We start from the raw sequence: 24373 nt of genomic DNA, 5'->3' as shown, positions 1-24373 counted from the left end.
GGCGGGAAGTCACCTCCCCAGAGTAGATGCACCTGGGCCTTCCTCAAACCTCCTGCCCGGGGAATTTCAGCCCCCAGCCTCGGCCCGGCGTCTCTTCGGGCGAGGCACAGGCGGAGCAGAGTCGCTCCGAGGGTGGTGCTGATCGTACACGGCACGAAGCCGGGCGCTGTTCACGTGCGTATAGATCTGCGTGGTGGCCAGATCCGCATGGCCGAGCATGGCCTGGACCGCTCGCAGATCCGCCCCTCGCTCCACGAGGTGGGTGGCGAACGAGTGCCTCAGCTTGTGGGGCGACAGCGGCTTGCGGATGCCCGCCTTGAGAGCGTAGCGCTTGAGCAGCTTCCAAAAGCCCATGCGCGTGAAGGGGCCGCCCCGGCGCGTCACGAAGAGGGCCCGCGAGTCGCTCTGCTTCAGCAGCAGCTGCCGCGTCCCCTCCAGGTACTCCTGGACCTTCTCCACCGCCTTGCTGCCCACCGGGACGACACGCTCCTTCGAGCCCTTGCCCTTTGCCACCAGGTAGCCCGCCCCCAGCTGCACGTCGTTGATGCCCAGGCCACACAGCTCGCTCACGCGCAGGCCCGTGGCGTACAGCAGCTCCAGCATCGCCTTGTCCCGGAGGCCCTCGGGATGGCGCTCGTCCGGCGCTGCCAGCAGCTGCTCCACCTCTTCCAGCGTGAGGAAGGACGGCAGCTTGCGCTCGGACCGAGGCGTGTCCATGTCCTCGGTGGGATCCTTCTCCGCCAGCTTCTCCGCGATCAGGAACCGGTGGAAGCCCCGCACGGCCGCCAGGTGCCGCGCCTGGCTGCGCCTCGACAGGCCGCGCTGCCCAAGCCGCCGCAAGTGCTCGACCACGTCCTCCTTGGTCATCCGCGCCACATCGAGGATGCCGCGCGCACGCAGATCCTCGAAGTACACCGTGAGGTCCGCGGCGTAGGCGTCCACCGTCTTGCCGGACAGTCCGCGCTCGGCACGGATGAAGGCGATGAATGCATCGAGCAGCCCTTCCATGGCGTCAGGGTAGCGGAGCAGCGCGCCTTGGCAACCTCACGGCGCCTCGGGAGGCCCCTCTTCGTGCGCTTGATGCGCCGCCGCTGCCGCCGCTGCCGCCTCCTCGGCCTGCGCCAGCGCCGCCAACACCCAGGGCCACCCCAGCAGGGCGTTGCCCGGAGACTTCAGGCACGCGTTGGCCACATCCAACACTTCCATGGGCCGCGTGCGGGCCGCCAGCGTCATGTGCTCGGCCAGGAAGGGGTATGGCAGGTAGCTCAGGTTGTGGTGATTGATGGGAGCCCACCGCAGCGTGGCCCAGCCCATCCACCGCTCCAGGGCGAAGACCACCGCCTGCACCACGGATTCCAACAGGAAGATGGGCAGCCGGAACGCAGCCACCAGGTACGCCACCAGCGCGCTCGCCGCCACGGCGCCCCCGAACCCCCACGCCCCACCCAGTCCCCACACCGTCATCGGCACCAGGCTCAGCACGATGGCGCCCACCTGGACGCGGTTGATCGACAGGCCCTGGCCGCGCGAGAGCGCGCCGATGCTGCCCGCGCACAGCCCTCCCACCAACCCCAGGCATCCGCCCATGACGACGCCGGCCCACCCTCCCATGCGAGGCCCGAACGCCTCTCCCACCACCGCATGCAGGCCCACCACCATGGCCTGGCTGGCCAGCAGCCCCATCAACGTCCCAGCCGCCAGCCCCGTGGTGAGCGCAATGAACAACCCCATCACCGAGCACAGCACCGCGCTCACCAGCCACCCAGGCGCCATCGTCAGCCCCAGGCCATGCACTCCGACGCCCAGGATGAAGGTGACCAACGGAGAGATGAGCAGCAGCAACATCATCATCCGCCGCACATAGCGGCCCGCGGCGCGGCTGCCCTCGGCCTGCTCGTGCCAGAGCTGCCCCACACGCCCGCCCGGGGCCCGGATGCCCGCGCCATGCAGCCGGTAGTGCAGATCCACCGGCCGCCACAGCAGCATCCAGAACAGCGAGAGCATCCCGGGGATGCGCTCCGGCGCATCCATTGACGCCTCGTGCGAGCCATGCAGATCGACCAAGCCGTTCCCCCTGCCCCTAGGCGTCCAGCCGGCCCTTGCCCTCGCGGAGGATTTCCAGCGAGTCGCCAATCAGCGACACCACCGTGGACGGCTCCATGAGCGTCACGCCTCCGTCGAGGATCAGATCCAATCCGTGTCCGAGCTTCTCCTTGATGTCCTTGGCGTCGATGAGAGGTTCGCCCTCGCTGTCGCTGGCCGAGGTGGTGATGATCGGCCGGCCCAGCCCCGCGGCCAGCGCCCGGGCCAGCGGCGCATCCGGCACGCGGATGCCCACCTGCTTCTGCTTCGACATCATGATCTCGGGCACCACGCGGGTGGCCTCGAGGATGAACGTGAAGGCTCCCGGCGTCAGCCCCTTCATGGTCCGGTAGGCGAAGTTGCTCACGTGCCCGTACTTCGCCACGTCCGACAGGTCCGGGCACAGGAACGACAGCGGCTTCTTCTTGTCGCGCCCCTTGAGCTGGTACAGCCGCTCGATGGCCTTCTTCGACATCAGGTCGCACCCCAGGCCGTAGTACGTGTCGGTGGGATAGGCGATGACGCCCCCACGCTCGAGGACCTGCACTGCGCGTGCAATATGCCGAGGCTGGGGGTGTTGAATGTCTACTTCGATGATGGGCGCTGCCAAGCCGGTTCTCCTGAAACGCCTAGCTTACGCTGTCTGCGGGCGTTCGTCCCCTCGCGCTTCCCCACTGCGCTCCAGTGCCCGGCGGGTAAGCACGGGGCCCACCAGTTCGTGGGTGGTAATCATCGCGACGATGAGCACCTCCACTTGGGGCCCAAAACTTGGGAAGGTCCGCGAGATGAGCGCCGCCAGCCCGAAAGTGACGCCCGCCTGGGAGATGAGCCCCATCCACAGGTAGCGCCGCAGCCGGGGGTCCTCGACGGGCGCGAAGCGGCGGCAGGACTGGTGGATGGCCAGCGCCCGCAGCGCCACCAGCAGCAGCGCCGCCGGCCCCACTGTCACCAGCGTGGACAGCTTCAACCCCGCGCCCGCCGCCGCGAAGAAGAGCGCGAACACGGGCAGGCCCGCCATCTGGATGGCGTGGTGGATGCGCTGGCTCTCGCGCTCGTCCAGGTTGGCGATCAATGCCCCGGCCGACAGCGACACCAGCAGCGGGGACAAGTGCAGCCGTGCACCGCCCTCGGCCGCCGCGAAGCACAGGGCCACCAGGAACAGCGGCAGCTCCCGGTTCACCCGGCGCATGTAGATGAGCATCGCCACCGCCAGCAGCGCCCCCACCCCCACCGAGCCGAACAGCTCCCACCCCACCCCGCCCAGCAGCCCCTTGAGATCGAAGCCCCCGCCGAAGCTGGCGCGGGTGACACCGGCCGCCAGCGCGAAGGCCACCATGACGAACAGGTCGCCGATGATGACCAGGGCCATGAGGAACTCGGTGAAGGGGCCGCGCGCCGAGGTCTCCTGGACGATGGCGATCGTCACCGTGGGCGAGAAGGACACCACCACGGTGGACACCAGGGCGCTCGTGGCCAGGGCCTGCGGCACCGTCATGGACGCGAGGAAGGGCAGCAGCGGCCTGAGCGCGAACAGCGCCCCGAAGCACACCGCGAACGTCACCCCGCACACGGCAGTGCACAGCAGGGCCACCTTCGTGCCCACCCGGCGGATGAGCCCCAGGTGCAGCTCCGTGCCCGCCACCAGGGCGATGAGGCTCACCGCCAGCCCCTTCACCAGTTCCAGCCCCTTCACGCCCTCGCCGGGGATGAAGCCCAGCGCGTAGGGCCCCACCACCACGCCCACCAGCAAATAGCCCGTGAGGCGCGGGAGCCCCACGCCCTTGGCCACCTTGCCCGCGAACAGCCCGCACAACAGCAGCGCCCCGGCCGCCAGCATCACCGAGTTGCCGGTGTCCACGCGCCACTCCTGGACCCGGGAGATGCCCGCCAGCAGCATGACCAGCAGCCCCAAGCGGATGATCGCGCCCTTCATGCCGTGCCCTCCCGGGCCCGCCTGTGCGGATCGAGCACCTGCCGGAAGGCCCGGCTCGCCAGCACCTCGTTCACCACCGCGCCCAGGGCCACCACGTCGAAGATGTGCTGCGACAGCGGCCCAGGCACCAGCAGCAGGTACTGGACCACCAGGCACAGCGCCAGCCCACCCTGGGCAATGAGCGCGAAGCCGAGCTGAGAGGGCAGATCCAGCGTGTTCGCCGCGAAGCGCTGCGCCAGCGAGCCGCCCCACACCTTCCCGAGGAACCGCAGCGCCACGTACCCCGGCAGCAGCACCCACGCGTCCACGTCGCGCGCCTGCACGAAGCAGCCCGCGAGGAACACCATCATCAAATAGGTGGGCCGCTCGAAGCGCCCGAGCGCCCGCGCCACCTGCTCCACCGCCCGGCCGCCCACCAGCGCCAGCGTCGCCCCGCAGGCCACGCCCGCCAGCAGCGCTGACACGCGCAGGTACGCCGCCGCGCCGCCTACCAGCGCCACGCCGCCCAGCATCACCGCCGTCAGCTCGGCCACGTCCTTCAGTGCATACGTGAGGAAAGCGATCAGCGCGCCGCACATTACGCCCAGCAGGAGCGCCAGGGCCACCAACCCCACGCCCTCGGCCACGCTGGCCCCCGCGCCCAGCACCAGGGCCAAGGCCAGCACCATCAGCCCCACCCCGTCATCCAGCATGGTCAGCAGCGCCACGGCCAGCCCGCGCGAGCGCTCCATCCGCCCGCTCCGGTAGCCCATCACCGCGAAGTGGCCAGAGGACAAGCTGGCCGCCGCGCCCAGCAGCGCCGCGCCGCCCACCACCGCCGCGAAGGGCAGCCGGGTGGTCACCAGCATGGCGCCCGACAGCGGCACCGCGACAAAAAGAAAAGCCACCCCGGAGTGAGCCAGGGCGGCGAAGAACACCGGCCGGGGCAGCCGCCGCAAGAGCCGTGGCTCCAGGTTCAGCCCCAGAATGACGCCGGCCGTGCCGAGCCCCAGGGACACCACGGGCAGGAGCCCCTGGAGATCCACCGGGGAAAGCACACCCACGAGCCCCGGCCCCAGCAGGATACCGAAGACGAGGAAAGTGAGCCCGCTGGCCGCCAGCTGGGCCACACCGGGCAACCGGCTGGGATCCAGCAGGATCCGGCTTGAAGCAAGCAATGAGAGCGCCGCGATGGCGAGGAAGACGAGCAGCGCCTGCATGGCTCCCGTGCTTACACCGCCCGGGCGCCCTCGTCACGGTCGGCGAAAGAGCGGGGCCGCGATCACCGGCAGCGCCACCAGCCGCCCCATGGGGGGCTCGTCCGCGTCCATCTCCAACTGGACGCGCTGGATCAGCCGCTCGGCTTCCTCCGCGCTGGGCTGAGGCAGCAAGCTCAAGAGCAGAAGCCGATCCTCGTCCGCGCCCAGCGCCAGACTGCGCAGGCCCGCGAAGACAGGCACCTCGGCCGACAGGGCGGCCGCCGCGCTCCGAGCACGGACCACCAGCGGCTCCGGAATTCCAAAATCCCGGAGCCGGCGGATCGCCCGCTCGAGCTGCTCTACCTGGTCCAGCAGCGTGATGACGAGGAACACACACCCCTCTTACCGGGTCCGTGTCCCTGCGTCACGCAGCTACTCGCGATGAGGCTCCTGGCCCTCTTCGGCCACGGGGGCCGCAGGCGCGGCCGGCTCCTCGGCGGGCTTCTCCGACTGGGCCATGGCCGCGCGGGCCGCGCGCTTGCCCTCCTCGATGAGCTTCTTCACCTTCTGCCCACCCTTGCGCCCAATCTCCTCGTAGAAGTTCGGCCCGCGGGTGGCCTTCACGCGGTCGCCACCCTTCTTGCCGATCTCCTCGTAGAACTTGGCGCCCCGCTCGGCCTTCACGGTCTCGCCGCCCTTGCGGCCAATCTCCTCGTAGAAGGAGCGGCCCCGCTCGGCCTTGACCGTCGCACCGCCCTTACGACCGATGGTCTCGTAGAACTCACGACCTCGCTCGTTGCGAACGGTCTCGCCACCCTTACGCCCCGCCTCCGCCACCGTCATGCTGCCCTTGTTGTCCTTGTCCGACATATCGCCATCTCCTCTCGTTACTGCCCGACGCCTCGCACGGTGCCCCTTGCCTGAAACCTTGGGACGGAAGCGCCCCGATGCAAGCAAGCTCCGTACACCGCCAGCCGTCACCACCCGACAAACCGCACTCAAATCCCAATGATTACGAGAGGTTGTCAGGCTTGCTAGGCGTCCTGGCCGAGCTGATGCCTGCCCGGCAGGATGCTTCTGTGTTGAGAACATCCGGGCCTCTATTGCTTCTTCCCTAACAAGGAGCACCTTCTGGCGGGCACTTGTGTCGGTCCATGTCGGGGAGGTGGAGCGTGAAAGGCGGGGTGAAGAAGTGGCTGCGCGTCCTGGCACCCGTGGGGGCGTCCATTGGCGGGTTGCTGCTGCTGAGGTTGCTGGGACCGGATGTCATCGACCAGCGCCAGCTCCGCGACTTCATTGAGCCCATGGGCAAGGCCGCCCCGTTCGCGTACCTGTTTGCCCTGGCCCTCCGCCCGCTGACGCTCTTGCCGGGCACGCTGTTCGCCGCAGTAGGCGGCATGGTGTTCGGCACGCTGATGGGCACGGTCTATGCGCTGATCGGGAGCTTCCTGGCGTCGACCGTGGTGTTCGGGATTGCCCGGAAGCTGGGCGTACGGCCGATGAAGCGCCTGGCCGGCGAGCACTACGAGGCGCTGTCCCGCGCCGCGAGCAAGCATGACTTCCAGTTTGCCCTGCTCACCTGCATCAACCCGCTGCTGCCCACGGACATGATGCTGGCGGCGGCGGCGGCCTCGGGGGCGCGCTTCTGGCCGTCCATCGCGGGAATCATGGTCGGCACTCTGCCCGGCACGTTCCTCATCGTGCAGTTCGGGAGTGGACTGGCCCAGGGGCGGACGATCATGACCCTGGTGTCCGGCATCGGTCTGTTCATCTCGCTGGTGCTGGGGGCCTTCCTCGGCCGCCGCGTGTACAGGGATCTCAACGCGCCGGTCCCCATGCCGCGACCGGAGCCGCAGCTGCCCGAGCCTCCTCCGGCTCCCTCCACGCCTCACGACTTCTCGCTGAACCGCAAGGACGGGCTGCCGTCCATCTCGTGAGGACGCGAGGGCCGAGGGACCGGCGGAGGGGCCTCACTCGCCGGTCAATCGACCTTGGCCAGCTTGTTGCGATCCCCGAGGAACTCCTCCACGCCCTGGGCGATCGCCTGAGCCACGCTGTCCTGGTACGCCTCGGAGCCCAGGCGCTGCTCCTCCTCGGAGTGGGACAGGAAGGCGGTCTCCACGAGGATCGCGGGCATCTTGACGCCGAGCAGCACGTAGAAGAGCGCCTCCTTGTTGCCCAGATCCTTGATGTCCGAATACTCCTTGGACAGCTGGCCCACGAGGCTCTTCTGGACCTGGGAGGCCAGGCGGGTGGACTCGCCGGTGTTCGCCTTGGTGGCCAGGTCCGCGAGGATGAACTGGAGATCGCTGATGCCCTTCTCGGTGGAGGCGTTCTCGCGCGCGGCGAGCCGGATGGAGTAGCGATCCGCGGAGATGTTGAGCGTGTACGTCTCCACGCCGTGGAGCTTGGAGCTCGCGGCGGAGTTGCAGTGGATGGAGATGAACAGGTCGCCGCGGGACTCATTGGCGAACTGGGCGCGATCCTCGAGCCGGACGTAGTGATCGTCCTCGCGGGTGAGGATGACCTCCAGGCCGCGCTCCTTGAGCTCCTCGGCGAGCTTCAGGGAGATGGCCAGGGTGATGTCCTTCTCGCGCGTCCCGTTCTTCCCGATGGCGCCCGTGTCGTGGCCCCCGTGGCCGGGATCGATGATGACGCGGCGGACCTTGAGGCCGAGCTGCTCGACGAGCGTCAGCTCCGCGCGGCGCGACAGCTTCGCGGCGGTCTTCATCCGAGCCTCGGCGATGTGCGGGTCCAGGACGGGATTGGAGGGCGCGGGCTTCACGGGCACCACGGTGGGCTCGGGAGCAGACTTCACCACGGAGACAGCGACCGGCTCGGTCTTCGGCTTGGAGGGCAGCGTCACCGCCACCGGGGCGGGCGCACTGGCCGGAGCGGCGGGCGTGGCCGCCACCTTCGAGTCCTTCGCGGTGGGCACGGGCGCCTCAGCCGTCTTCATCGGGGTGATGACGACGACGCGCGGAGCCTCGCTGCTGGCCTTGGAATCCTGAGCCTCGGGGGCAGGAGCCGCGTTGGTGGGTCCCGACTCACGCGCCAGCTTGGAGATGGCATCCACCAGCGATGTTCCCGCCTTGGACGCATCCGGCTGCGCAGCGGGAGCAGGAGCCGCCTCGGCAACAGCGGGCGCGGCGGGCTTGCGAGCGGGAGGGGGCGGCGTCTTGGGCGTGGGCAGCGAGGCCAGCAGTTCCTTCAGCTCACGGGCCCGGTCACCCTTGCTGTTGTTGGCGAGGCTGTCGGTGATGACGCGGCGAGCGGCATCGGGGTGGTCCAGGCGATCCAGATAGATGCGGGCCAGCGAGAGCGCGGCGTCATCCGCGAGGCGGTGACGCGGGTGGTTCTCGACAACCTTCGAGTAGTCGCCCGCGGCGGACTGGAGATCCTCCAGGAGGAAGGAGATCCGGCTCAGCTCGTTCATCAGCTCGCCGGCGGTGAAGAGGGCGTCTGGTGCGCGAGGGCTCTTGGGGTGGTCGGTGGCGACGGCCTCGAAGCGGCGGGCGACGTTGAGCCAGTGGTGGCGCAGCTTGCGCCGCACTGCGTCTCCCTTGAGGACGTAGTAGGCCGTGCGCGCCTCCTGGTAGGCCTCTTCGGCCGCATCCCGCTTCGCCGCGGAGGCGACACTCGACAGCAGCAGCAGGAAGAGGGCGAGGCGAGCGCGCATGAAGCCTCCGGACACACGGGGATCGACAGCTACAGATGTGTGTCATGGGCTCCTTGCACCCGCAAATTTTCGGTTCTCCCCTGCCCTCGCGGCTCAACGAATCCAGCCGAGGGTACGGGCCAGATCCTCGTCGATGACGCGGACCCAGTCCTGCTCGCGGGGGATCACCGCGGCGAGCACCTTGGCTCCATTGCGCACCGGGGCGCGGCCCGGGCGGGCGCGGGCGCGGACGGCGTGCTTCACATCCTTGCGGTAGTAGGAGGCGGGGAAGACGGTCTCGCTGCGAGTCTCAGGCAGAGGCCCATCCGGCGTGAGCCAGACCAGATCACCCCGGCGCAGGGGCTCGAGCTCGGCGCGGATGGTGCGGCGCAGCTCGCGCAGGAACAGGACCACGGCGCCGAGCGCCCCAACACCCAACCCCCACGGGAGCAGGTTGATGGCACCGGACTGTGCACGAGCGAACTGAGCCTCGCGGGGCTTGTCCGGCTGGCTCGGGTCCACGAGCAGCTTCACCTGTGCGCCCCGGCCGAGCCCCTCGGCGTACTCAGCGGCGGTGCGCACGCCGTTCACGGTGTATTGCCGCTCGTCGACGCTGTAGAGCACCTCCAGGGTGGCTTCAGCGTCGACACGCTTCTCCGGGGGCGGCAGCTTGCTGCTCGCGACGAACCCCTCCACCTCCTCGGCCCGAGCGAAGAAGTCGCGCTCCTTGATGAAGAAGCGCCCAGCGAAGGCAGCCCCCGCGCCGACAACGGCCATGAACAGGAGCCCAAGGATGACAGTGCGCACCAGCCTTCCCACGGCGCCGGGCACCTGGGAAAAGCGGACACGCCGGGGCGCGTGAGGAATGGCGAACTGCACGAGGCGGCCTCCTTGGCTCGCCCCCTTTTACTTCAACTCCTTCTGGAGCCGTGCCAGGAGGTTGAGGGCCTCCAGCGGCGTGGTGGTGTCCAGCGAGGTGTTGCGCAGCGCATCCAGCACCTTCTGCTGCGCGGGGGGTACAGCGGGAACCTCCGGCGTTGCTCCCCCACTCGCCTCTCCCCCGAAGAGCCCGAGCTGCCCAGCCGCCACGCGGGAACCCCGGCGGACCGCAGCGCGAGGACGCCCTGCCTCATCCAGCTCCCCGGACTCCAGGTTCTGGAGGATGTCCCGAGCGCGGGCCACCACCTCCTGGGGCAAGCCGGCCAGCTTGGCCACCTCGATGCCGTAGGAACGGTTCGCACCGCCGGGCACCAGCTTGCGCAGGAAGAGCACCTTGCCACCGTGCTCCTTGACCGCGATGCACAGGTTCTTCACCCGAGGCTTCTCTCGGGCCAGGTCCACCAGCTCGTGGTAGTGCGTGGCGAACAGCGTGCGCGCGCCGAGCTTGTCGTGGATGTGCTCAGCCACTGCCCAGGCAATGGAGAGCCCATCGAACGTGGAGGTGCCACGGCCGATCTCGTCCAGGATCACGATGCTCTTGCGCGTGGCGTGGTGAAGGATGTGGCTCGTCTCCGTCATCTCCACCATGAACGTGGACTGTCCGCGCGCCAGATTGTCCGCGGCGCCCACGCGGGTGAAGATCCGATCGCATAGGCCAATGTGCGCCGCCTTGGCCGGGACGAAGCAACCCGCCTGGGCCATGAGCACCGTGAGCGCCACCTGCCGCATCACCGTGCTCTTACCGGCCATGTTCGGACCGGTGATGACGAGGATCTGCGCCTCGCCCGAGCTCATCTGCACGTCATTGGGGACGAAGGACTCGCCCGCGCTCAGCACGCGCTCGACCACGGGATGGCGCCCGGCGGTGATGGAGAACACGTCCGAGTCATCCACCACGGGCCGGATGTAGCCGTACTCCGCGGAGCAGCGCGCAAAGGACAGGAGCGCATCGCTGGTGGCCACGGCCTCGGCGGCCGAGCGGATACGCGGGGCGGCGGCAACCACCTGGGCCCGCAGCTCCTCGAAGAGGCGAAGCTCCAGCGCGCAGCGACGCTCCTCTGCGGTGAGGACCTTCTCCTCGTACTCCTTGAGCTCGGGGGTGATGAAGCGCTCGCCCCCCACCGTGGTCTGCTTGCGGATGTAGTCCTTGGGCACCAGGTGCTTGTTGCTGTTCGTCACCTCGATGAAGTACCCGAACACCTTGTTGTAGCGGACCTTGAGCGAGGAGATCTTCGTCCGCTCCCGCTCCCGCGCCTCGAGCTTCAGCAGGTAGTCCTTGCCGGAGGTGGACAGCGCCACCAGCTCATCCAGCTCTGCGTGGAAGCCCTGGCGGAACAGGCCACCCTCCTTGATCGTCACCGGCGGCTCATCCACCACGGCTCGCAGAAGAAGCTCTGCCAGCTCCGGCAGAGCGCTCAGCGGACCCGCCAGGGCCTTGAGCAGCGGTGCCGAGCACCGAGCGAGCGCGGCGGACAGCTTGGGCAGCTGCGCGAGCGACACGGCCAGGGCTCGCAGATCGCGAGCATTGCCGGCCCCGAGCGAGAGCCGTCCGCACAGCCGCTCCAGGTCCGCGACCTCCTTGAGGAGCGTGGTGAGTTCCTCGCGCCAGACGCTCTTCTGAGCCAGCTCCTCCACGGCATCCAGACGGGCATGGATCTCCGGCAGGGCACACAGGGGCGCGGCAAGCCAGCGAGCCAGCTTGCGGCCGCCCATGCTGGTAGCAGTGCGGTCCAGCACGCCCAGGAGGCTCCCCTTGCGAGCGCCATCCCGGAGCGTCTTGAGCACCTCCAGGTTGGAGCGCGAGGACTCGTCCATGAGCAGATGCCCGGCGCGCTCCAGGCGGCTCAGCCGATCCACGTGCGCGGCGTTCGTCTTCTGGGTGTCCTTGAGGTAGCGCAGGGCCGCGCCCGCCGCGCCGGTGGCCAGGGGCGCATCCGCCAGCCCGAAGGCCTCCAGCGAGGCCACCGAGAAATGGCCCTTCAGATAGAGCGCCGCACGCGGAGCCTCGAAGGCGGCCTTGTCCAGCTCTGTCACCGAAGGGGTGCGAGGCAGACGCGCGGTGAGGAAGGCCACCTCGGCCGCAGACCGCTGCCCCTCGGGCACGAGCAGCTCGCGAGGGTCCACGCGAGACAGGGCTTCCACCAGCTCCTGGGCGGTGGCCACCTCCACGGAGAAGAACTCGCCGGTCGAGGCCTCGAGCAGGGCGGCGCCGAAGCCCCGCTCGGCCCAGTGCACGGCAGCCAGGAAGTTGCTGGCGCGCGGCTCGAGCACTTCCTCGTCCAGCACCATGCCGGGGGTGATGATGCGCGTCACCTCGCGCTTGACGATGCCGGGGCCATTGCCGGGCTCCTCCATCTGCTCGCAGATGGCGACCTTGAGCCCCTGCTCGATGAGGCGGGCGATGTAGCGGCGGGCCGAGTGGTAGGGCACGCCGCACATGGGCACCTTCTCACTGCCCTTGGCGCGCGCGGTGAGGGTGATCTGGAGCAACTCCGAGGCGCGGATGGCGTCCTCGAAGAACATCTCGTAGAAGTCCCCGAGCCGGAAGAAGAGGATGGTGTCCGGGTGGAGCGCCTTGAGCTCCAGATACTGGCGCATCATGGGGGTCAGGGAGGCAATCTCCCGTGCCCCCGTTGGCTCGGCCTTGGCTTCCATACCCTCCAGGTTGGATTCTGGAGCGACTTCGGCGCTGGCGCCCTTGGCTGTCTTCACCTGCGTTCCACCCATGATTTCCCCTTCTCTCACGCCCCGCGCCCAGGATCAACGCGCGAGCGTCCTACCCCTTACGTCACCTGAAACGCACCTGTAACACCCCCGGTGGACGTCGTCAGTTCATGGGTGTCGAAATCGGTTTCCGCACGGCAGGCAGGAGGGCAACCTACCCCCCCTATGGAGCCACGCCCGCCCCCCCCTGTCCCTGCCCTCTTCAAGGTCGCGATCGCGCCGCTCCAGGCCTTCTTCCGGCTGGAGGCCAGCAGCGGCATCATCCTGGCGCTGTGCGCGGTGGCGGCCATGGTGTGGGCCAACTCGCCCTGGGCTTCGAGCTACACGGGGCTGTTCGACGCGCCGATGGCGCTGGAGCTGTCCGGGTCGCGCGGGGCGTTCACGTTCCGGGAGTTCATCAACGACGGGCTGATGACGCTGTTCTTCTTCCTGGTGGGGATGGAGATCAAGCGAGAGCTGTCCGCCGGAGAGCTGCGCACGCCGGCGAGGGCGCTGCTGCCGCTGATCGCGGCGTTGGGGGGCATGCTGGTGCCTGCGGGGCTGTACCTGATCTTCAACGCGGGGACGCCAGCGGCGGCAGGCTGGGCGATCCCGATGGCAACGGACATTGCGTTCTCGATTGGGTGCCTGACGCTGGTGCGGGCGCGGGTGTCACACGCGCTGGTGGTGTTCCTGACGGCGTTGGCGATCTTCGACGACATCGGCGGCATCATCGTGATCGCGCTCTTCTACGGGACAGGGCTCCACGGGGAGTGGCTGATGGCGGCGGGGGGCGTGGCGGTGGTGCTGGCGGTGTGCAACCGGTTCTACGTGCGCAACGGCATGGTGTACCTGCTGCTTGGCGGAGTGCTCTGGTACGCGATGCACCACGGAGGGATCCACGCGACGCTGTCGGGGGTGATGCTGGGGATGTTCATCCCGGCGGTACCGGTACGCCGGGGGCGGGAGGTCCTCACCGAGCTGTCCTCCTACATCACCCGGTGCGTGGAGGAGCCCGAGGACGAGGCGGTGCGCAGCGCGCAGTTGCTCTACATCGAGGAGCAGTTGGAGGACATCGAGCCGCCACTGAACCGCTTCGTGCACCTGTGGCACGGATACGTGGCATACGGGATCGTGCCGCTGTTCGCGCTGGCGAACTCGGGGATTTCGCTGGAGGGCATGTCGCTGGCGGACCTGGCCAAGCCGCTGCCATTGGGAATCATCGTGGGGCTGTTCGTGGGCAAGCAGGTCGGGATCTTCCTGTTCACCTACGTGGCGGTGAAGGTGGGGGTGTCACCGCTCCCTGGAGGGTCGAGGGTTTCACAGCTGCACGGGGTGGCGGTGGTGGCGGGCATTGGGTTCACGGTGGCGCTCTTCGTGGCGACACTGGCGTTCCCGAGCGATCCGAACCTGCTGGCCGAGGCCAAGCTGGGAATCCTGCTGGGCTCGTTGCTGTCGGCGGTGGTGGGCTACCTGCTGCTGCGCTTCGGCCCTGCGCCGAAGGTGGCGGCGCCCTCGCCAGCCTGATCGGGTGACGAAGCCTTCTCTCGGAACACCCGCGTATGGACGGCGAGGCCCACCAGGGCCCCGCCGAGGACATCCACGATGAAGTGCTGCTTCACGGTCAGAGTGGAGAGGCAGATGATCGTGGCCCACAGGATCCAGAGGAGGCTCCTCCTGCGGCGCCAGAGGATGCGGGTGCCGAGGACGGTGATGGCCACATGAAGGCTGGGGAAGGTGTTGCCGGGCTTGTCATGGCCCCACATCCACCGGAACTCCTCGCGCCAGAACGGGGAGGCGATGGTGTCGACGTCTGGGCGTGGGTAGTGGGCAGAGAAGAGAACGAAGCCGGAGAAGCAGACGAGGACGACCCAGAGGACAGCCCGCAGACTCCGGGCGTACTCATCGGAGCGAAGCTGCCAGGCCGCGACGAGGAGGAGCAGGAAGAAGCTCCAGTACAGGTGATAGGTCCAGGGCAGGAACGGGATGGCGGTGTCGAGGGGTGTGGTGAAGTCGAAGCGAGGCGGCAGGAGGCGGTTGAGCCAGGCGTAGCAGCGGATGCTGGCAAAAATGATGGCAACGGCGGAGACGAGCCGTCCGAGCTGGTGCTGAGTGAGCCACGAGAGCCACCGCATCGTTGCGTGCCGTCCTTCCGTACAGCCGGGAGCCCAGGGGGCCATGGTAGGAACGCGGCCACTCCGGAACAACGGTGTGCCCACATCCCGTGGACCGAGGGAGAGCGGGACGGCCGGCGCGGGAGGACCCGTCCGCTGACGGGGGGACCCGCGCCGAGCCGAGGGGCCCGCGACCTGTGAGCCCAGACTGGGGTGCCCCGTACCTGGAGCCCGCTGTGAACCGGTAGCCGTTGAGCAATTCCGCGCACTCGCCTGCCCTGTGTGAATCTGACCGTTTGCGGGCGCTGCGAGCCCGTGGGAAGGTGCACGGCGCGTGATCCTCCAGGACCTCAATCGAGTCCGTCAGATCGCCGTCATCGCGGCGCGGTTTGGCTTCGCCGATGTGGCAGAGCGTGCCGGGCTGTGGCGCATGCTGGGCCGCCGGGAGAAGGTGGAGGTGTCGCCGGAAACGCAGCGAGCGTCGACGGCGCGGCGCTTCCGGATGATGCTCAACGATCTGGGCCCCACGTTCGTGAAGTTGGGGCAGATCCTGTCCACGCGCGGAGACCTGCTGCCGGCCGAGTTCGTGGATGAGCTGTCCCTGCTGCAGGATCAAGTGGAGCCCATCCCGCTGGAGCAGGTGCACGAGCAGATCCGCGAGTCCCTGGGCAAGGAGGTGCAGGACCTGTTCGCGACGATCGATCCCGTCCCGCTGGCGGCGGCCTCGATCGCCCAGGTGCATCGAGCCGTGACGCTGTCGGGGGACGAGGTGGTGGTGAAGGTACAGCGGCCGGGGATCTCGCAGCGGATCGACTCGGATCTCACGGTGCTGCGCTCGCTGGCGCGCCTGCTGGAGGCGGTCATCGAGGAGACAGGCGTCTACACGCCGACGGGCATCGTGGACGAGTTCGACAAGGCGATTCACGAGGAACTGGACTTCGTGAACGAGGCCTCGAACATCCGGGCGTTCCTGGCGAACCACGAGGACCGGCCGTACCTGAAGATCCCCCGGGTGTACGACGAGCTGTCGAGCCGGAAGGTGCTGACGCTGGAGTTCATCCGCGGGGTGAAGATCAGCCAGGCGAAGCTGTCCGAGGACGAACGGAAAGAACTCGCGAAGCACATCATCGAGGCGAGCTTCCGGCAGCTGTTCGACGACGGCCTCTTCCATGGGGATCCGCACCCGGGAAATCTCCTGCTGCTGGAGGGGAACCGGCTGGCGCTGCTGGACTTCGGGGTGGTGGGACGGCTGACGAAGCCGATGCAGGAGACGCTGGTGATGCTGTGCCTGGCGGTGGCGCTGAAGGACAGCGACTCGGTGGCGCGCATCCTGTACCGGATGGGGGTGCCGGACTCGCGAGCGAACCTCGTGGGGTTCCGCAACGACATCGAGGGCATCCTGGGTCAGCACCTGCCGACGACGCTGGGACAGGTGGACGCGCGGACGCTGCTGAGAGACCTGCTGGACCTGGCGGTGAAGTACAAGATCCGGATTCCGAAGGAGTACGCGCTGCTGAGCCGGGCGTCGGTGTCGACGGAGGGCATGCTCCGGAGCCTGTACCCTGAGATGAACATCCTCGAGGTGGTGCTGCCGTACGCGAAGGAACTTCTGGCGGGGCGGTACGATCCGAGCCAGCTACAGGGCGGCTTGATGAAGACGCTGCTGCGGTTCCAGTCGCTGGCCACGGACCTGCCGACGCAGCTCTCGCAGATCCTGCTGGATCTGGAGGCCGGGAAGTTCACGGTGACGCTGCGCGAGGATCAGTTCGACAAGCTGAACGAGAACCTGCGGACGCTGGCCATCATCGCGTTCCTGGGCTTGTGCGCCTGCGGGTTCATTGTGGGCACATTCATTGCGTTCGCGCCGAAGCCGTGGATGTACGACGGTGTGCCGGTGTTGGGCATCGTGGCCATTGCCCTCGCAGCAGCGCTCGCAGGGGGCGCGTTCACCTGGTACCTGTTCGGCAGCCGGTTCCGGAAGGTCAGCGTGACCCGCTGGCTCAAGAAACGCCGGTAGAAGACTGTGTTGCTTACTCCGCTCTCACCACCGCGTCCGCAGGCAGCCCGACTCGGATGCGAGCCAGCGCCTCCTCCACCTGCGCCAGCTCGGCGGCTTCGATCGTCACCTTGACCCGGTAGTCCAGCTCCGCGTCAAACACCGGGTAGGAGCCGATGGCAACGTGCGGCATGTCTAGCGCCACCCGGTCTAGTACCGCGGCGATGGTGCTCTCGCCCAGCCGCAGGTAGAGGCAGCGCAGGAACACCGGAGTCCCTTGAAGTTGCTTCAGCACCGTCTCCAACTGGAGCCGGAAGAGCTGCGGCACCCCCGGTAGCAGGAAAACCTTGTCCACCGTCAGTACGGGGAACCAGCTACCCTCTTGATGAAGCAGCACTGTGCCTTCAGGCGCGTCCGCCAGACGCATGGCCTCGCCGGTCACAGAATCGTATCGGTTGCGGATGAGCTCCACCATCTCCGGCAACCGCACCACTTCGCGCCCCATCGCCAGCGCCACCGCGCGCACCGTGACGTCATCATGCGTGGGACCAATGCCTCCGCTGGTGAAGACGTACTCCGCCCGGGAACGAGCCCGCACCACCGCGTCGACGATGGCATCCACGTCGTCCGTGACGATCTCTACCGAGCGCAGCGGAATGCCCGTCTCCCTCAGCCTCCGGATGAGGTGGGGCCCGTTGGCGTCCACCACCTTCGCGGTGAGGACCTCGTTGCCGATGATGACCGCCGCTGCTCCTGTGCGCTCCATGGGCACCAGACTCTACTGCTGGGGGCTGCAGAACCAGAACTTCTCGCGGGAGGTGGGGTTCATGTGCAGGTTGCAGAACTCACGTGGACCGCAAGCCCCCTCACTCTTCGGATCGCAAACGCGTCCACAGTACCCAAAGAAGCAAGCAGAACCCGCTGGGCATGGGCGCTCCCGAGCGTCGCACGGAGTGAGGCATTCCATCGTCACTCTGTCCCCCTCCCCTGGGGCTTGACCGATCCGGCACTCCTGGCCCTGAGGACACGGAGCCCTCCTGCAGTTGTCTCCAACCACTCGGGCACAGACCGCGAAACGCCCCTCGAAGGGAACGCATTCTTGTCCCTGAGGGCACTGCCCCTCCTCGCATGCAGGCAGGCACGAAGCGAACTCAGGACCTTCCCCGCAGACGAAACCGTTCGGGCAGCCGTCCGAGGTTCCTGGCTGGCACGGTCGCCCGCAGTACCCCTTGTTGCAGAGCAGTCCCTGCTCACAAGCTTGATCCTGCCTGTTGGGGAGACGGCTGCAGCCCTGGCCTTCCCTGCGTGTGCCTGTTGCTACACACAAGCGAACCAGAGGTCCGTCCCCTTGCGTCTTGAATGCTCTGCACGCTTGGCCCTCAGGACATTGGGTATCCACTTCACACTCACTGCTGATGCACACGCTCAGATTGAATCGCCTGAAATCCTGAAGGCAGCCGAGGGGGGACTCGCAATCTTCGCTGCCTTGGCAGGTGTGATCGAAGGTCAGCAGTCTTCGTTTCTCTTCCAGAGACAGCACGGGGCTGAAGCGCTCATCCCCTGCACCACCTGATCTGAATCCAGCGTGGAACACCTGGCTCACCAACAAGACGAGCGGCACAGGCAGCAGGAGAGCCCCCACCCATACCGGCCACGTGCGGCCGCTCACTGACATGTCACCCGGCAGGAACCGTCAGGAAGCGTGTTCACGCAATCTGCCCGCAGGGTCTTTCCCTCAGGACACTCCTCGTCATCCTCCAGCATCTCCCGCATGTCCTTGGCCATGGCCCGATCGTTGGTGCCCCCCTTCATCCAGTCATGCGGACAGCCTGTCCCGACAACCAACAGGCCCCCAAGCACCAGCTTTGCACGCAGGTTCATGAGCCCTCGCGGATGAGCGACCACGAGCGTACCTGACCTCCCACCAGGACGCACTCAGAGTGCTATGAAGAGATCCCCCCAACAGGAGGTCCTTCTTGCGCTCATTGCTCCTGGGTGTGCTCCTTTCCCTGGCTGCCTCGGCCTGTGACTGCAAGGGCTCGGCTATGTGGGCACGCGCGGCTCCTTGGGGGAAGCCGCCCAGATCGCCACCTTCGAGGTGAACAACGGCGAGCTGCTACAGACCGTGATCCGGGACTCGAAGACGCCTCCTGGCACCCAGTTGCGCACGCGCATCCTCGCACTCACTCGCCAAGGAGAACTCAAGCTCCAGTCCACCCAGGCCACCTCCGGCAGCCGCTCCTTCTCCTGGTCCGCCACGTGCGCTTCCTCCGCCCTCTCCCACGGCTACTTCGAGGTGCCGGGACTGCTTTGCTCCGCATTTCTCTCCGGTGCCACCTCGTTGGCGGTGGATGCCCGGGGCGGTGTCCATGCGGCCACCTCCGTCAGCGGCGGAAGCCTCTCCTGTGGTTCCAACCCCATCGCCCCAGCCACGTACAGCCGCTTCACGGGCGCGTGTGAGCCGGTGCTGTCTCCCCTGCCCGCCTTCCGCAACTCGGGCATGGCCGTGGATGAGACCACCCTCCACTTCGCCTATCTCGCCCAGAGCTCCTACGAGCTCTTCTACCGCTCCCGTCCCCTGGGAGGCCGAAGCGAATGGACCGAAGAGCGCGTCGCCGGACAGGGCAACCCCGTCTACGAGATGCGCGTGCTCCTGCACAACGGCCTGCCTCATGTCCTCGTCAACAGGACCAACGGAGAGGTGGAGCTCTACCGCCGCGACTCCGGCGCTTGGAGCCGCGTGGCCTTGCCAGCCCTGATGACGGGAGAGCCCCTGTCCGCGCGGATGGTGGACGGCACCCTGGATGCGAATGGCAACCTGGTGCTGCTCGTGGAGTCGTACCAGAAGGTCTTCTACCAACGGGCCGGAGGCTTCGAGCTCATCCCTCTCCCGAAGGACGGAGTGGCCGCGGGCTTCGGCGGCAGCGTGAGAGTGGACGGGCGCGGTCAGGTCCACGTCACGTACGTCTATGACGAGATCGGCAGCAACCCGGATGGCCTGGGCGGATACGTCATCAGCGGCCGCGGAATCTATGGCGTGTATGACGGGACCGCCTGGACCTCGTACGAGCTGGGCCCCATCGCCTACCCTCGCATCGCCACGCGCGACGATGGGCCCCTGCGAGTCGTCCACGGGCTCTACAAGGGACGCCACCCACCGCTTGCACTCACGGAGGTGGCTCGCGACGGCAGCCTCCGCTCGGAGCTGATCAACCCCGAGCAGTCTGGCCCCGAGGGCGGAAGTCCCAGCCCAGACCCCTTCTATCACCCCACTGCCGCTGTGGGCCCGGACGGCACGATCGCCGCCGCGTGGGATGGCCATCGCGTCTTCATCCGGCCGCCCGACGCGCAGTTCGTCCGCGAGCGGACGACCATCACCTTCACTTTCGGGGGGACCGGCGGCGGCAGGGTGCGCTCGGCGGATGGCACCATCGACTGCACCTCCACCTGCACCGTCGAGCTCCCAGTCGGCTCACGCCACCAGCTCTTCTTCGAGCCCGACGCTCGCAGCGTGCTGGAGCAATACCCCGGCTACGAGCCCTTCTTGTCCCTTTATGGATACATCTGGTTCGACGTGCCCGCAGGCCCCACGACCCCGGCCTCTATCCGGTTCCGGCACACGCCCGTGGCTGCCGTCCTCCCGATCACCACCGCCAATGGATCGACCGTCGGGGTGAACCGGTTCGCCGCCCGCGATGGCCGCGTCGCGATCATCGCCACCACCAATGGCGACATCTCCTTCGGCGGCACGGTGGCCACCCTCCCGTCCGGAGAGGTGCTCGCGGTCCGTGAAGCCAATGGGCAGGTGTGGGCCGCGACCGTGCCCATGACCCCTGTTGCGATCGGGATCCAGTCCAATGGAACGACCTCCGCGCTCTTCTATGCCGATCGCTCTCTGAGCTTCCCCAGCGGCACGGTGGGCAGCAACTCCGCGCCCGTCCTGGTCCTCGCCCACTATGCCAACGGGAGCTTCCAGGCCCTGGAGCGCCTCGCCGATGTGCCCTCCGGGACCCAGCTGATGGCCGCCGCCGTGGGCAACGATGACACGGCGGGCCTGGTGCTCTCGAACGTCAACGGCTTCGGCTCGCTGGGCGTCTCCGCGTTCAACCTGTTCGTCTATCGGAACTCCACAGGGAGTGTGCTCTTCCGGGGCTTACAAGCGGACGCGGCGGCAGCGGGCACTGCGGGGCTCGCCCTGGCGAACGGGCGCGCGACCGTGGCACTCCCCAACCCTTTCAACACCGTTGCGCTCTCCACGCTCACGCTCTTCCAGGACGGCGCACCCACAGGCACCCAGACCGTCAGGGGCGGAGTCCTCACGGCGATCGTCCTCGGACCGGATCGGGTCCTCTCCCTCTGGCACCCCACCGAAGGGTACCTGGACATCGGCAACGGCTACGTGCCGTTCAATGCACAGGCCTACTTCCTCGCCGAGCATGCGCTGGACGGGCGGCCGCTGGCCGCGACACCAGTCTCCAACCTCGACCTGCGGGCCGGCCACTTCGCCCTCACCTCGACGGCCTCGGGGACGATCTCTGTCCGGCCCAGCTACAACGCGGGGCTCGAGTATGGACGGATCAACGATCCCTCCTACTTCTTCACCTACGGAGGCGATCTGCTGGGCAACAAGGCCACGCCACTGATGAGCTCCGCCGACGGCACCTCGTTCTGGGTCGCCGTCCGGCACCAGGGAACCGTGAACTACGAGATCACCAAAGTGGGGCCCACCTACATCACCGTGGTGCTCCAGCTCCGGCTGCCTTAGCCCTCAGCGCGCGCGCTTGCGCCCGAACAGTTTGCGGATCTCCGCCAGGCAGGCCTCCGTCACGGCCTCCACGGATTGCTCGCCGTCGATCCGGACGATCTTCTCCTGCGCCTCGCGCCGGCGGATCGCCTCTTCGTACTGGCGGGCAATCCGCCGCTGGAGCGCGTCCTCCTCGAACAGTTCCTTCGCCCCTCCCCGCGCCGCCCGCCGCTGTGCCGCCACCGCTGGAGACACGTGCACGAACAGCGTGAGATCCGGCGGCACCGCGTACCCGTTCGCCGCCTCCACCCACGCCATGGACAAGCTCGCGCCCTGGTACGCCAGCGAGGACAGCACGTACCGATCGCTGATGACGATCTGCCCTGCCTCCAGCGCCGGCAGCACCCTCGCCTTCAGGTGATCCGTCCGGTCCGCCGCGTAGAGCAGCGCCAGCGTCTCCTGCGCCAGCGGGCCCGCGCCCCCGGGCAGTACCAATCGCCCCGTGAGCGCCTGACGGATCAGCGTCCCAATGGGCCCATCCGAGGGCTCCCGCGTCGTCATCACCGAGTGCCCGTCCGCGCGCAGGGCCGCCGCAAGCCGCTCGGCTTGCGTCGTGGTCCCCGCGCCGTCCAGTCCCTCCAGGACGAGGAAACGCCCGCGCCCCGCGGCCTTTCTGCGGAGCGCGCTCACCGGGGCAGCAGCTTCGAGGGGTTGTCCAGTTGCAGCTGGCGGCGCAGCTCCAGCAGATCGCCGTAGCGCTTCAGCTCCTCGGCCAGTTCCCGGCGCCCCTTGCGGTAGTGCACCACGCTGTAGCTCACCAATCCCAGCACCACGGCGACCACCGCGAAGCCCAGGTACGGCACCTTCGACGAGTCCCAGAACAGCTTGGCCGCCGCCCCCGAGAGGATCATCGCCACGAGGATCGACACGCCCGTGTGGGCGAAGTGCAGGACGCTCTGGCGCGTGGCCAGGCTGGCCTGAAGGCGCTCATGCTGAGAGCGCAACTCATCGGAGGTAGGGGCGTTCACGGGGCCGGGGACATAGCGCAGCCTCGGCCCGGCGTCGAGCCGCCCGCGCGCCCCTGCCCCGCCTTCCCTGCGGCCCTAACCCAGAGATTCCAGGGCCTTGCGGACTGCCCCCAGCTCCGCCGGCAGCTCCACTGGGGGATTGGCCCGCCGGCTCTCCACGTCCGCCAGCGTGCCCCGGTGGTACCCCACCTTGAAGTCCGCGAACTTCAGTCCGTGCGCCGTGGACACCACCGCCACCCGCGAGCCCTTGGCGATCACCCCTTGGGCCACCAGCTTCTCCACCGCCGCCAGCGCCACGCCCGTGTGCGGGCAGGTGAAGGTGCCCTCGCGATCGGCCCGGGCCGCTGCGTTCGCCAGCTCGGACTCCGTGGCCTCCTCCACCACCCCGTCGAACGCCTGCAACGTCCGCACCGCCCGCCGGAACGACACCGGATTGCCAATCTGGATCGCCGAGGCCAGCGTCTTCTCCGCCTTCATCGGCAGCAGTTCCTGGAATCCGCCACGGAAGGCCCGGAACAGCGGGTTGGCCCGCTGCGCCTGCGCCACCGCGATCCGCGGCAGCCGGGAGATCAGCCCCATGGCCTTCAGCATCTGGAAGCCCTTGCCCAGGGCGCTCGCGTTGCCCAGGTTGCCGCCAGGGATCACCACCCAGTCCGGCGGCTCCCAGTCCAGGTCCTGGCACAGCTCCATGGCGACCACTTTCTGGCCCTCGATGCGCAGCGAGTTCATCGAGTTGGCCAGATACAGCCCCCGGTCCTCCGTCACCTGCTGCACCAGCTTCATGCAGCCGTCGAAGTCCGTGTCCAGCGAGAGCACCTTCGCCCCGTTGGCGATGGGCTGCACCAGCTGTGCCAGCGACACCTTGTCCTTGGGCAGGAACACCACCGAGGGGATCCCCGCCGCCGCCGCGTACGCGGACAGCGCCGCCGAGGTGTCTCCCGTGGACGCGCATGCCACCGCGCGGATGGGCACGCCCCGGGCCCGCAGGTGCTTCACCGCGGACACCAGCACCGTCATGCCCCAGTCCTTGAAGCTCCCCGTCGGCGAGACGCCGCACTCCTTGAGCTCCAGGCTCGCCAGCCCCAGCTCGGAGGCCATCCGCCGCAGCGGCATGAGCGGCACCCGGCCCTCGCCCAGCGAGACGATGTCCTCCACGGGCAGCTCGGGGCACACCCACTCGTGCTTGCCCCACACGCCCGAGGCATTCGGCAGCCGCGCGGACCCGAACCGTGACTCGAAGCGGCGCTTCCACTCCGCCGCCGGCACCGAGCGCAGCGCCTCCAGATCGTGCGCCACCTCCAGCAGCGAGCCGCACTTCGGGCAGCGGTAGATGACTTCCCACAAGGATGCGCGGAAGCCGCAGCCCTCGCTGCAGGCGTACTCCGCGCGGAAACCGGAACTCGGCTGAGTGCTCATGCGTCGACTGCTACCACGCGCGTGCCACAGACCGAGCAGATCTTGTTGGGCCGGGTGGGCGTCCGGCACTTCTGGCACGGCATCCACGTCAGATCCTCCGCCGACGCGGAGGCCCCAGCCCCCTTCGCCGCGGCCTGCGGGGCAGGACGGGCCTTGGGCAGCCGCATGCCGCACTTGTCGCACACAATGCCATCGGCCTGGACGTTGCGGCAGTACCGGCACACCACTGCGCCCGTGGGCGCCGCCGTGCGAACCCCGTCATCCGCCGCGCGGCCCGTGTCCAGGTCCGTCACGGCCTCGACGCTCACCTTGTCGATGGGCGCCGCGCGGGTGGTCTCCATGTCCTGCACCACCTGGACGGGCAGGTCCGGCCCGGCCTTCTGGCGGGTCGAGTCCAGTTCGGGAATAAGAGGGGCATCGACCGCCACACGCCCACCCGCGTGGAGGGTCTGCTCGAGTTCAGGGAGGGTTTGCACGGCCACGGCGGCGGCGGCTCTGGGCACCTGGAGCTTCTTGCCACAGTTGTCGCACTCGTCCCCTTGGGCCTGCTGGTGCTCACACACCGGGCAGATGATCATGAGC

Annotated in this window: 21 protein-coding genes; 4 read left to right on the top strand and 17 right to left on the bottom strand. The window is 68.2% G+C overall.

Translation table 11 applies throughout. From position 1 onward, the window contains the following. Positions 1-66: 66 nt before the first annotated feature. The 7 genes from xerD to DB31_RS07475 are packed head-to-tail and all read right to left on the bottom strand — an operon-like array spanning position 67 to position 6063. The gene (gene xerD, locus DB31_RS07505; protein WP_044184575.1) at positions 67-1008 is read right to left on the bottom strand and encodes a site-specific tyrosine recombinase XerD; all 942 of its coding nucleotides are present in this window, start codon (positions 1006-1008) and stop codon (positions 67-69) included. Positions 1009-1044: 36 nt separating this feature from the next. Beyond that, positions 1045-2064 (bottom strand): hypothetical protein, encoded by a 1020-nt coding sequence (locus tag DB31_RS07500; RefSeq protein ID WP_240486577.1) that lies wholly within the window; start codon positions 2062-2064, stop codon positions 1045-1047. 16 nt (positions 2065-2080) lie between these two features. Further along, positions 2081-2692, bottom strand: a complete 612-nt coding sequence (locus tag DB31_RS07495) for an L-threonylcarbamoyladenylate synthase (protein ID WP_044184569.1) — start codon at positions 2690-2692, stop codon at positions 2081-2083. 24 nt (positions 2693-2716) lie between these two features. After that, entirely contained in the window at positions 2717-4015 is a 1299-nt protein-coding gene (locus DB31_RS07490) for a cation:proton antiporter (RefSeq protein WP_044184564.1), read from the bottom strand. Then, the gene (locus DB31_RS07485; RefSeq protein ID WP_044184561.1) at positions 4012-5214 is read right to left on the bottom strand and encodes a hypothetical protein; all 1203 of its coding nucleotides are present in this window, start codon (positions 5212-5214) and stop codon (positions 4012-4014) included. Before DB31_RS07485 ends, DB31_RS07490 begins: the two co-directional genes overlap by 4 nt. Before the next feature lie 33 nt (positions 5215-5247). Next, on the bottom strand, positions 5248-5586 hold the full coding sequence (locus DB31_RS07480; RefSeq protein WP_044184558.1) for a hypothetical protein: 339 nt from the start codon (positions 5584-5586) through the stop codon (positions 5248-5250). Between the two features lie 39 nt (positions 5587-5625). Continuing rightward, complete coding sequence (locus DB31_RS07475) at positions 5626-6063, bottom strand: general stress protein (protein ID WP_044184555.1); 438 nt, start codon at positions 6061-6063, stop codon at positions 5626-5628. 314 nt (positions 6064-6377) lie between these two features. On the opposite strand from DB31_RS07475, the gene DB31_RS07470 reads away from it, so the two are divergent. Then, positions 6378-7130, top strand: coding sequence for a TVP38/TMEM64 family protein (locus tag DB31_RS07470; protein WP_240486576.1), 753 nt, complete (start codon positions 6378-6380; stop codon positions 7128-7130). Between the two features lie 44 nt (positions 7131-7174). Here DB31_RS07470 and DB31_RS07465 read toward each other — a convergent pair whose 3' ends face one another. The 3 genes from DB31_RS07465 to mutS form a co-directional block, all read right to left on the bottom strand. Then, entirely contained in the window at positions 7175-8872 is a 1698-nt protein-coding gene (locus tag DB31_RS07465) for an N-acetylmuramoyl-L-alanine amidase (RefSeq protein ID WP_044186109.1), read from the bottom strand. Positions 8873-8965: 93 nt separating this feature from the next. Then, positions 8966-9730, bottom strand: a complete 765-nt coding sequence (locus tag DB31_RS07460; protein ID WP_044184550.1) for a DUF3592 domain-containing protein — start codon at positions 9728-9730, stop codon at positions 8966-8968. 27 nt (positions 9731-9757) lie between these two features. After that, positions 9758-12517: a DNA mismatch repair protein MutS gene (mutS, locus tag DB31_RS07455; protein ID WP_044184547.1), complete on the bottom strand. Its 2760-nt coding sequence runs from the start codon at positions 12515-12517 to the stop codon at positions 9758-9760. A 162-nt stretch (positions 12518-12679) separates the two neighbouring features. On the opposite strand from mutS, the gene nhaA reads away from it, so the two are divergent. After that, positions 12680-14020: a Na+/H+ antiporter NhaA gene (gene nhaA, locus DB31_RS07450; protein WP_044184544.1), complete on the top strand. Its 1341-nt coding sequence runs from the start codon at positions 12680-12682 to the stop codon at positions 14018-14020. On the opposite strand, the gene DB31_RS07445 is transcribed toward nhaA, so the two are convergent. Continuing rightward, positions 13963-14628, bottom strand: coding sequence for a phosphatase PAP2 family protein (locus tag DB31_RS07445; RefSeq protein WP_052419786.1), 666 nt, complete (start codon positions 14626-14628; stop codon positions 13963-13965). The genes nhaA and DB31_RS07445 overlap by 58 nt on opposite strands. 313 nt (positions 14629-14941) lie before the next feature. Between DB31_RS07445 and DB31_RS07440 the strand changes: the two genes are divergently transcribed. Beyond that, positions 14942-16624, top strand: a complete 1683-nt coding sequence (locus DB31_RS07440; RefSeq protein WP_044184541.1) for an ABC1 kinase family protein — start codon at positions 14942-14944, stop codon at positions 16622-16624. 13 nt (positions 16625-16637) lie between these two features. Here DB31_RS07440 and DB31_RS07435 read toward each other — a convergent pair whose 3' ends face one another. Then, the gene (locus DB31_RS07435) at positions 16638-17369 is read right to left on the bottom strand and encodes a competence/damage-inducible protein A (RefSeq protein WP_044186107.1); all 732 of its coding nucleotides are present in this window, start codon (positions 17367-17369) and stop codon (positions 16638-16640) included. 899 nt (positions 17370-18268) lie between these two features. Continuing rightward, positions 18269-18484 carry a hypothetical protein gene (locus DB31_RS07430; protein ID WP_044184538.1) on the bottom strand — a complete coding sequence of 72 codons (216 nt, stop codon included), beginning with the start codon at positions 18482-18484 and terminating at the stop codon, positions 18269-18271. A 184-nt stretch (positions 18485-18668) separates the two neighbouring features. Here DB31_RS07430 and DB31_RS07425 point away from each other — a divergent pair, with 184 nt between their 5' ends. Next, positions 18669-21368: a hypothetical protein gene (locus tag DB31_RS07425; protein WP_157231866.1), complete on the top strand. Its 2700-nt coding sequence runs from the start codon at positions 18669-18671 to the stop codon at positions 21366-21368. 3 nt (positions 21369-21371) lie between these two features. Here DB31_RS07425 and tmk read toward each other — a convergent pair whose 3' ends face one another. The 4 genes from tmk to DB31_RS07405 form a co-directional block, all read right to left on the bottom strand. Then, complete coding sequence (gene tmk, locus DB31_RS07420; protein WP_044184532.1) at positions 21372-22037, bottom strand: dTMP kinase; 666 nt, start codon at positions 22035-22037, stop codon at positions 21372-21374. Next, positions 22034-22375, bottom strand: a complete 342-nt coding sequence (locus DB31_RS07415; RefSeq protein ID WP_044184529.1) for a hypothetical protein — start codon at positions 22373-22375, stop codon at positions 22034-22036. Before DB31_RS07415 ends, tmk begins: the two co-directional genes overlap by 4 nt. A gap of 75 nt (positions 22376-22450) precedes the next feature. Then, a complete protein-coding gene (gene thrC / locus DB31_RS07410; protein ID WP_044184526.1) occupies positions 22451-23791 on the bottom strand; it encodes a threonine synthase in 1341 nt (446 codons plus the stop codon). Beyond that, positions 23788-24369, bottom strand: a complete 582-nt coding sequence (locus DB31_RS07405) for a hypothetical protein (RefSeq protein WP_044184524.1) — start codon at positions 24367-24369, stop codon at positions 23788-23790. Before DB31_RS07405 ends, thrC begins: the two co-directional genes overlap by 4 nt. Positions 24370-24373: the final 4 nt, after the last annotated feature.

The sequence above is a fragment of the Hyalangium minutum genome (genome assembly GCF_000737315.1).
In the GTDB taxonomy this organism is placed as follows: Bacteria; Myxococcota; Myxococcia; order Myxococcales; family Myxococcaceae; genus Hyalangium; species Hyalangium minutum.
The sequence above is the reverse complement of the archived record's forward strand: the minus strand, read 5'-3'. Positions and strand labels throughout refer to the sequence as shown.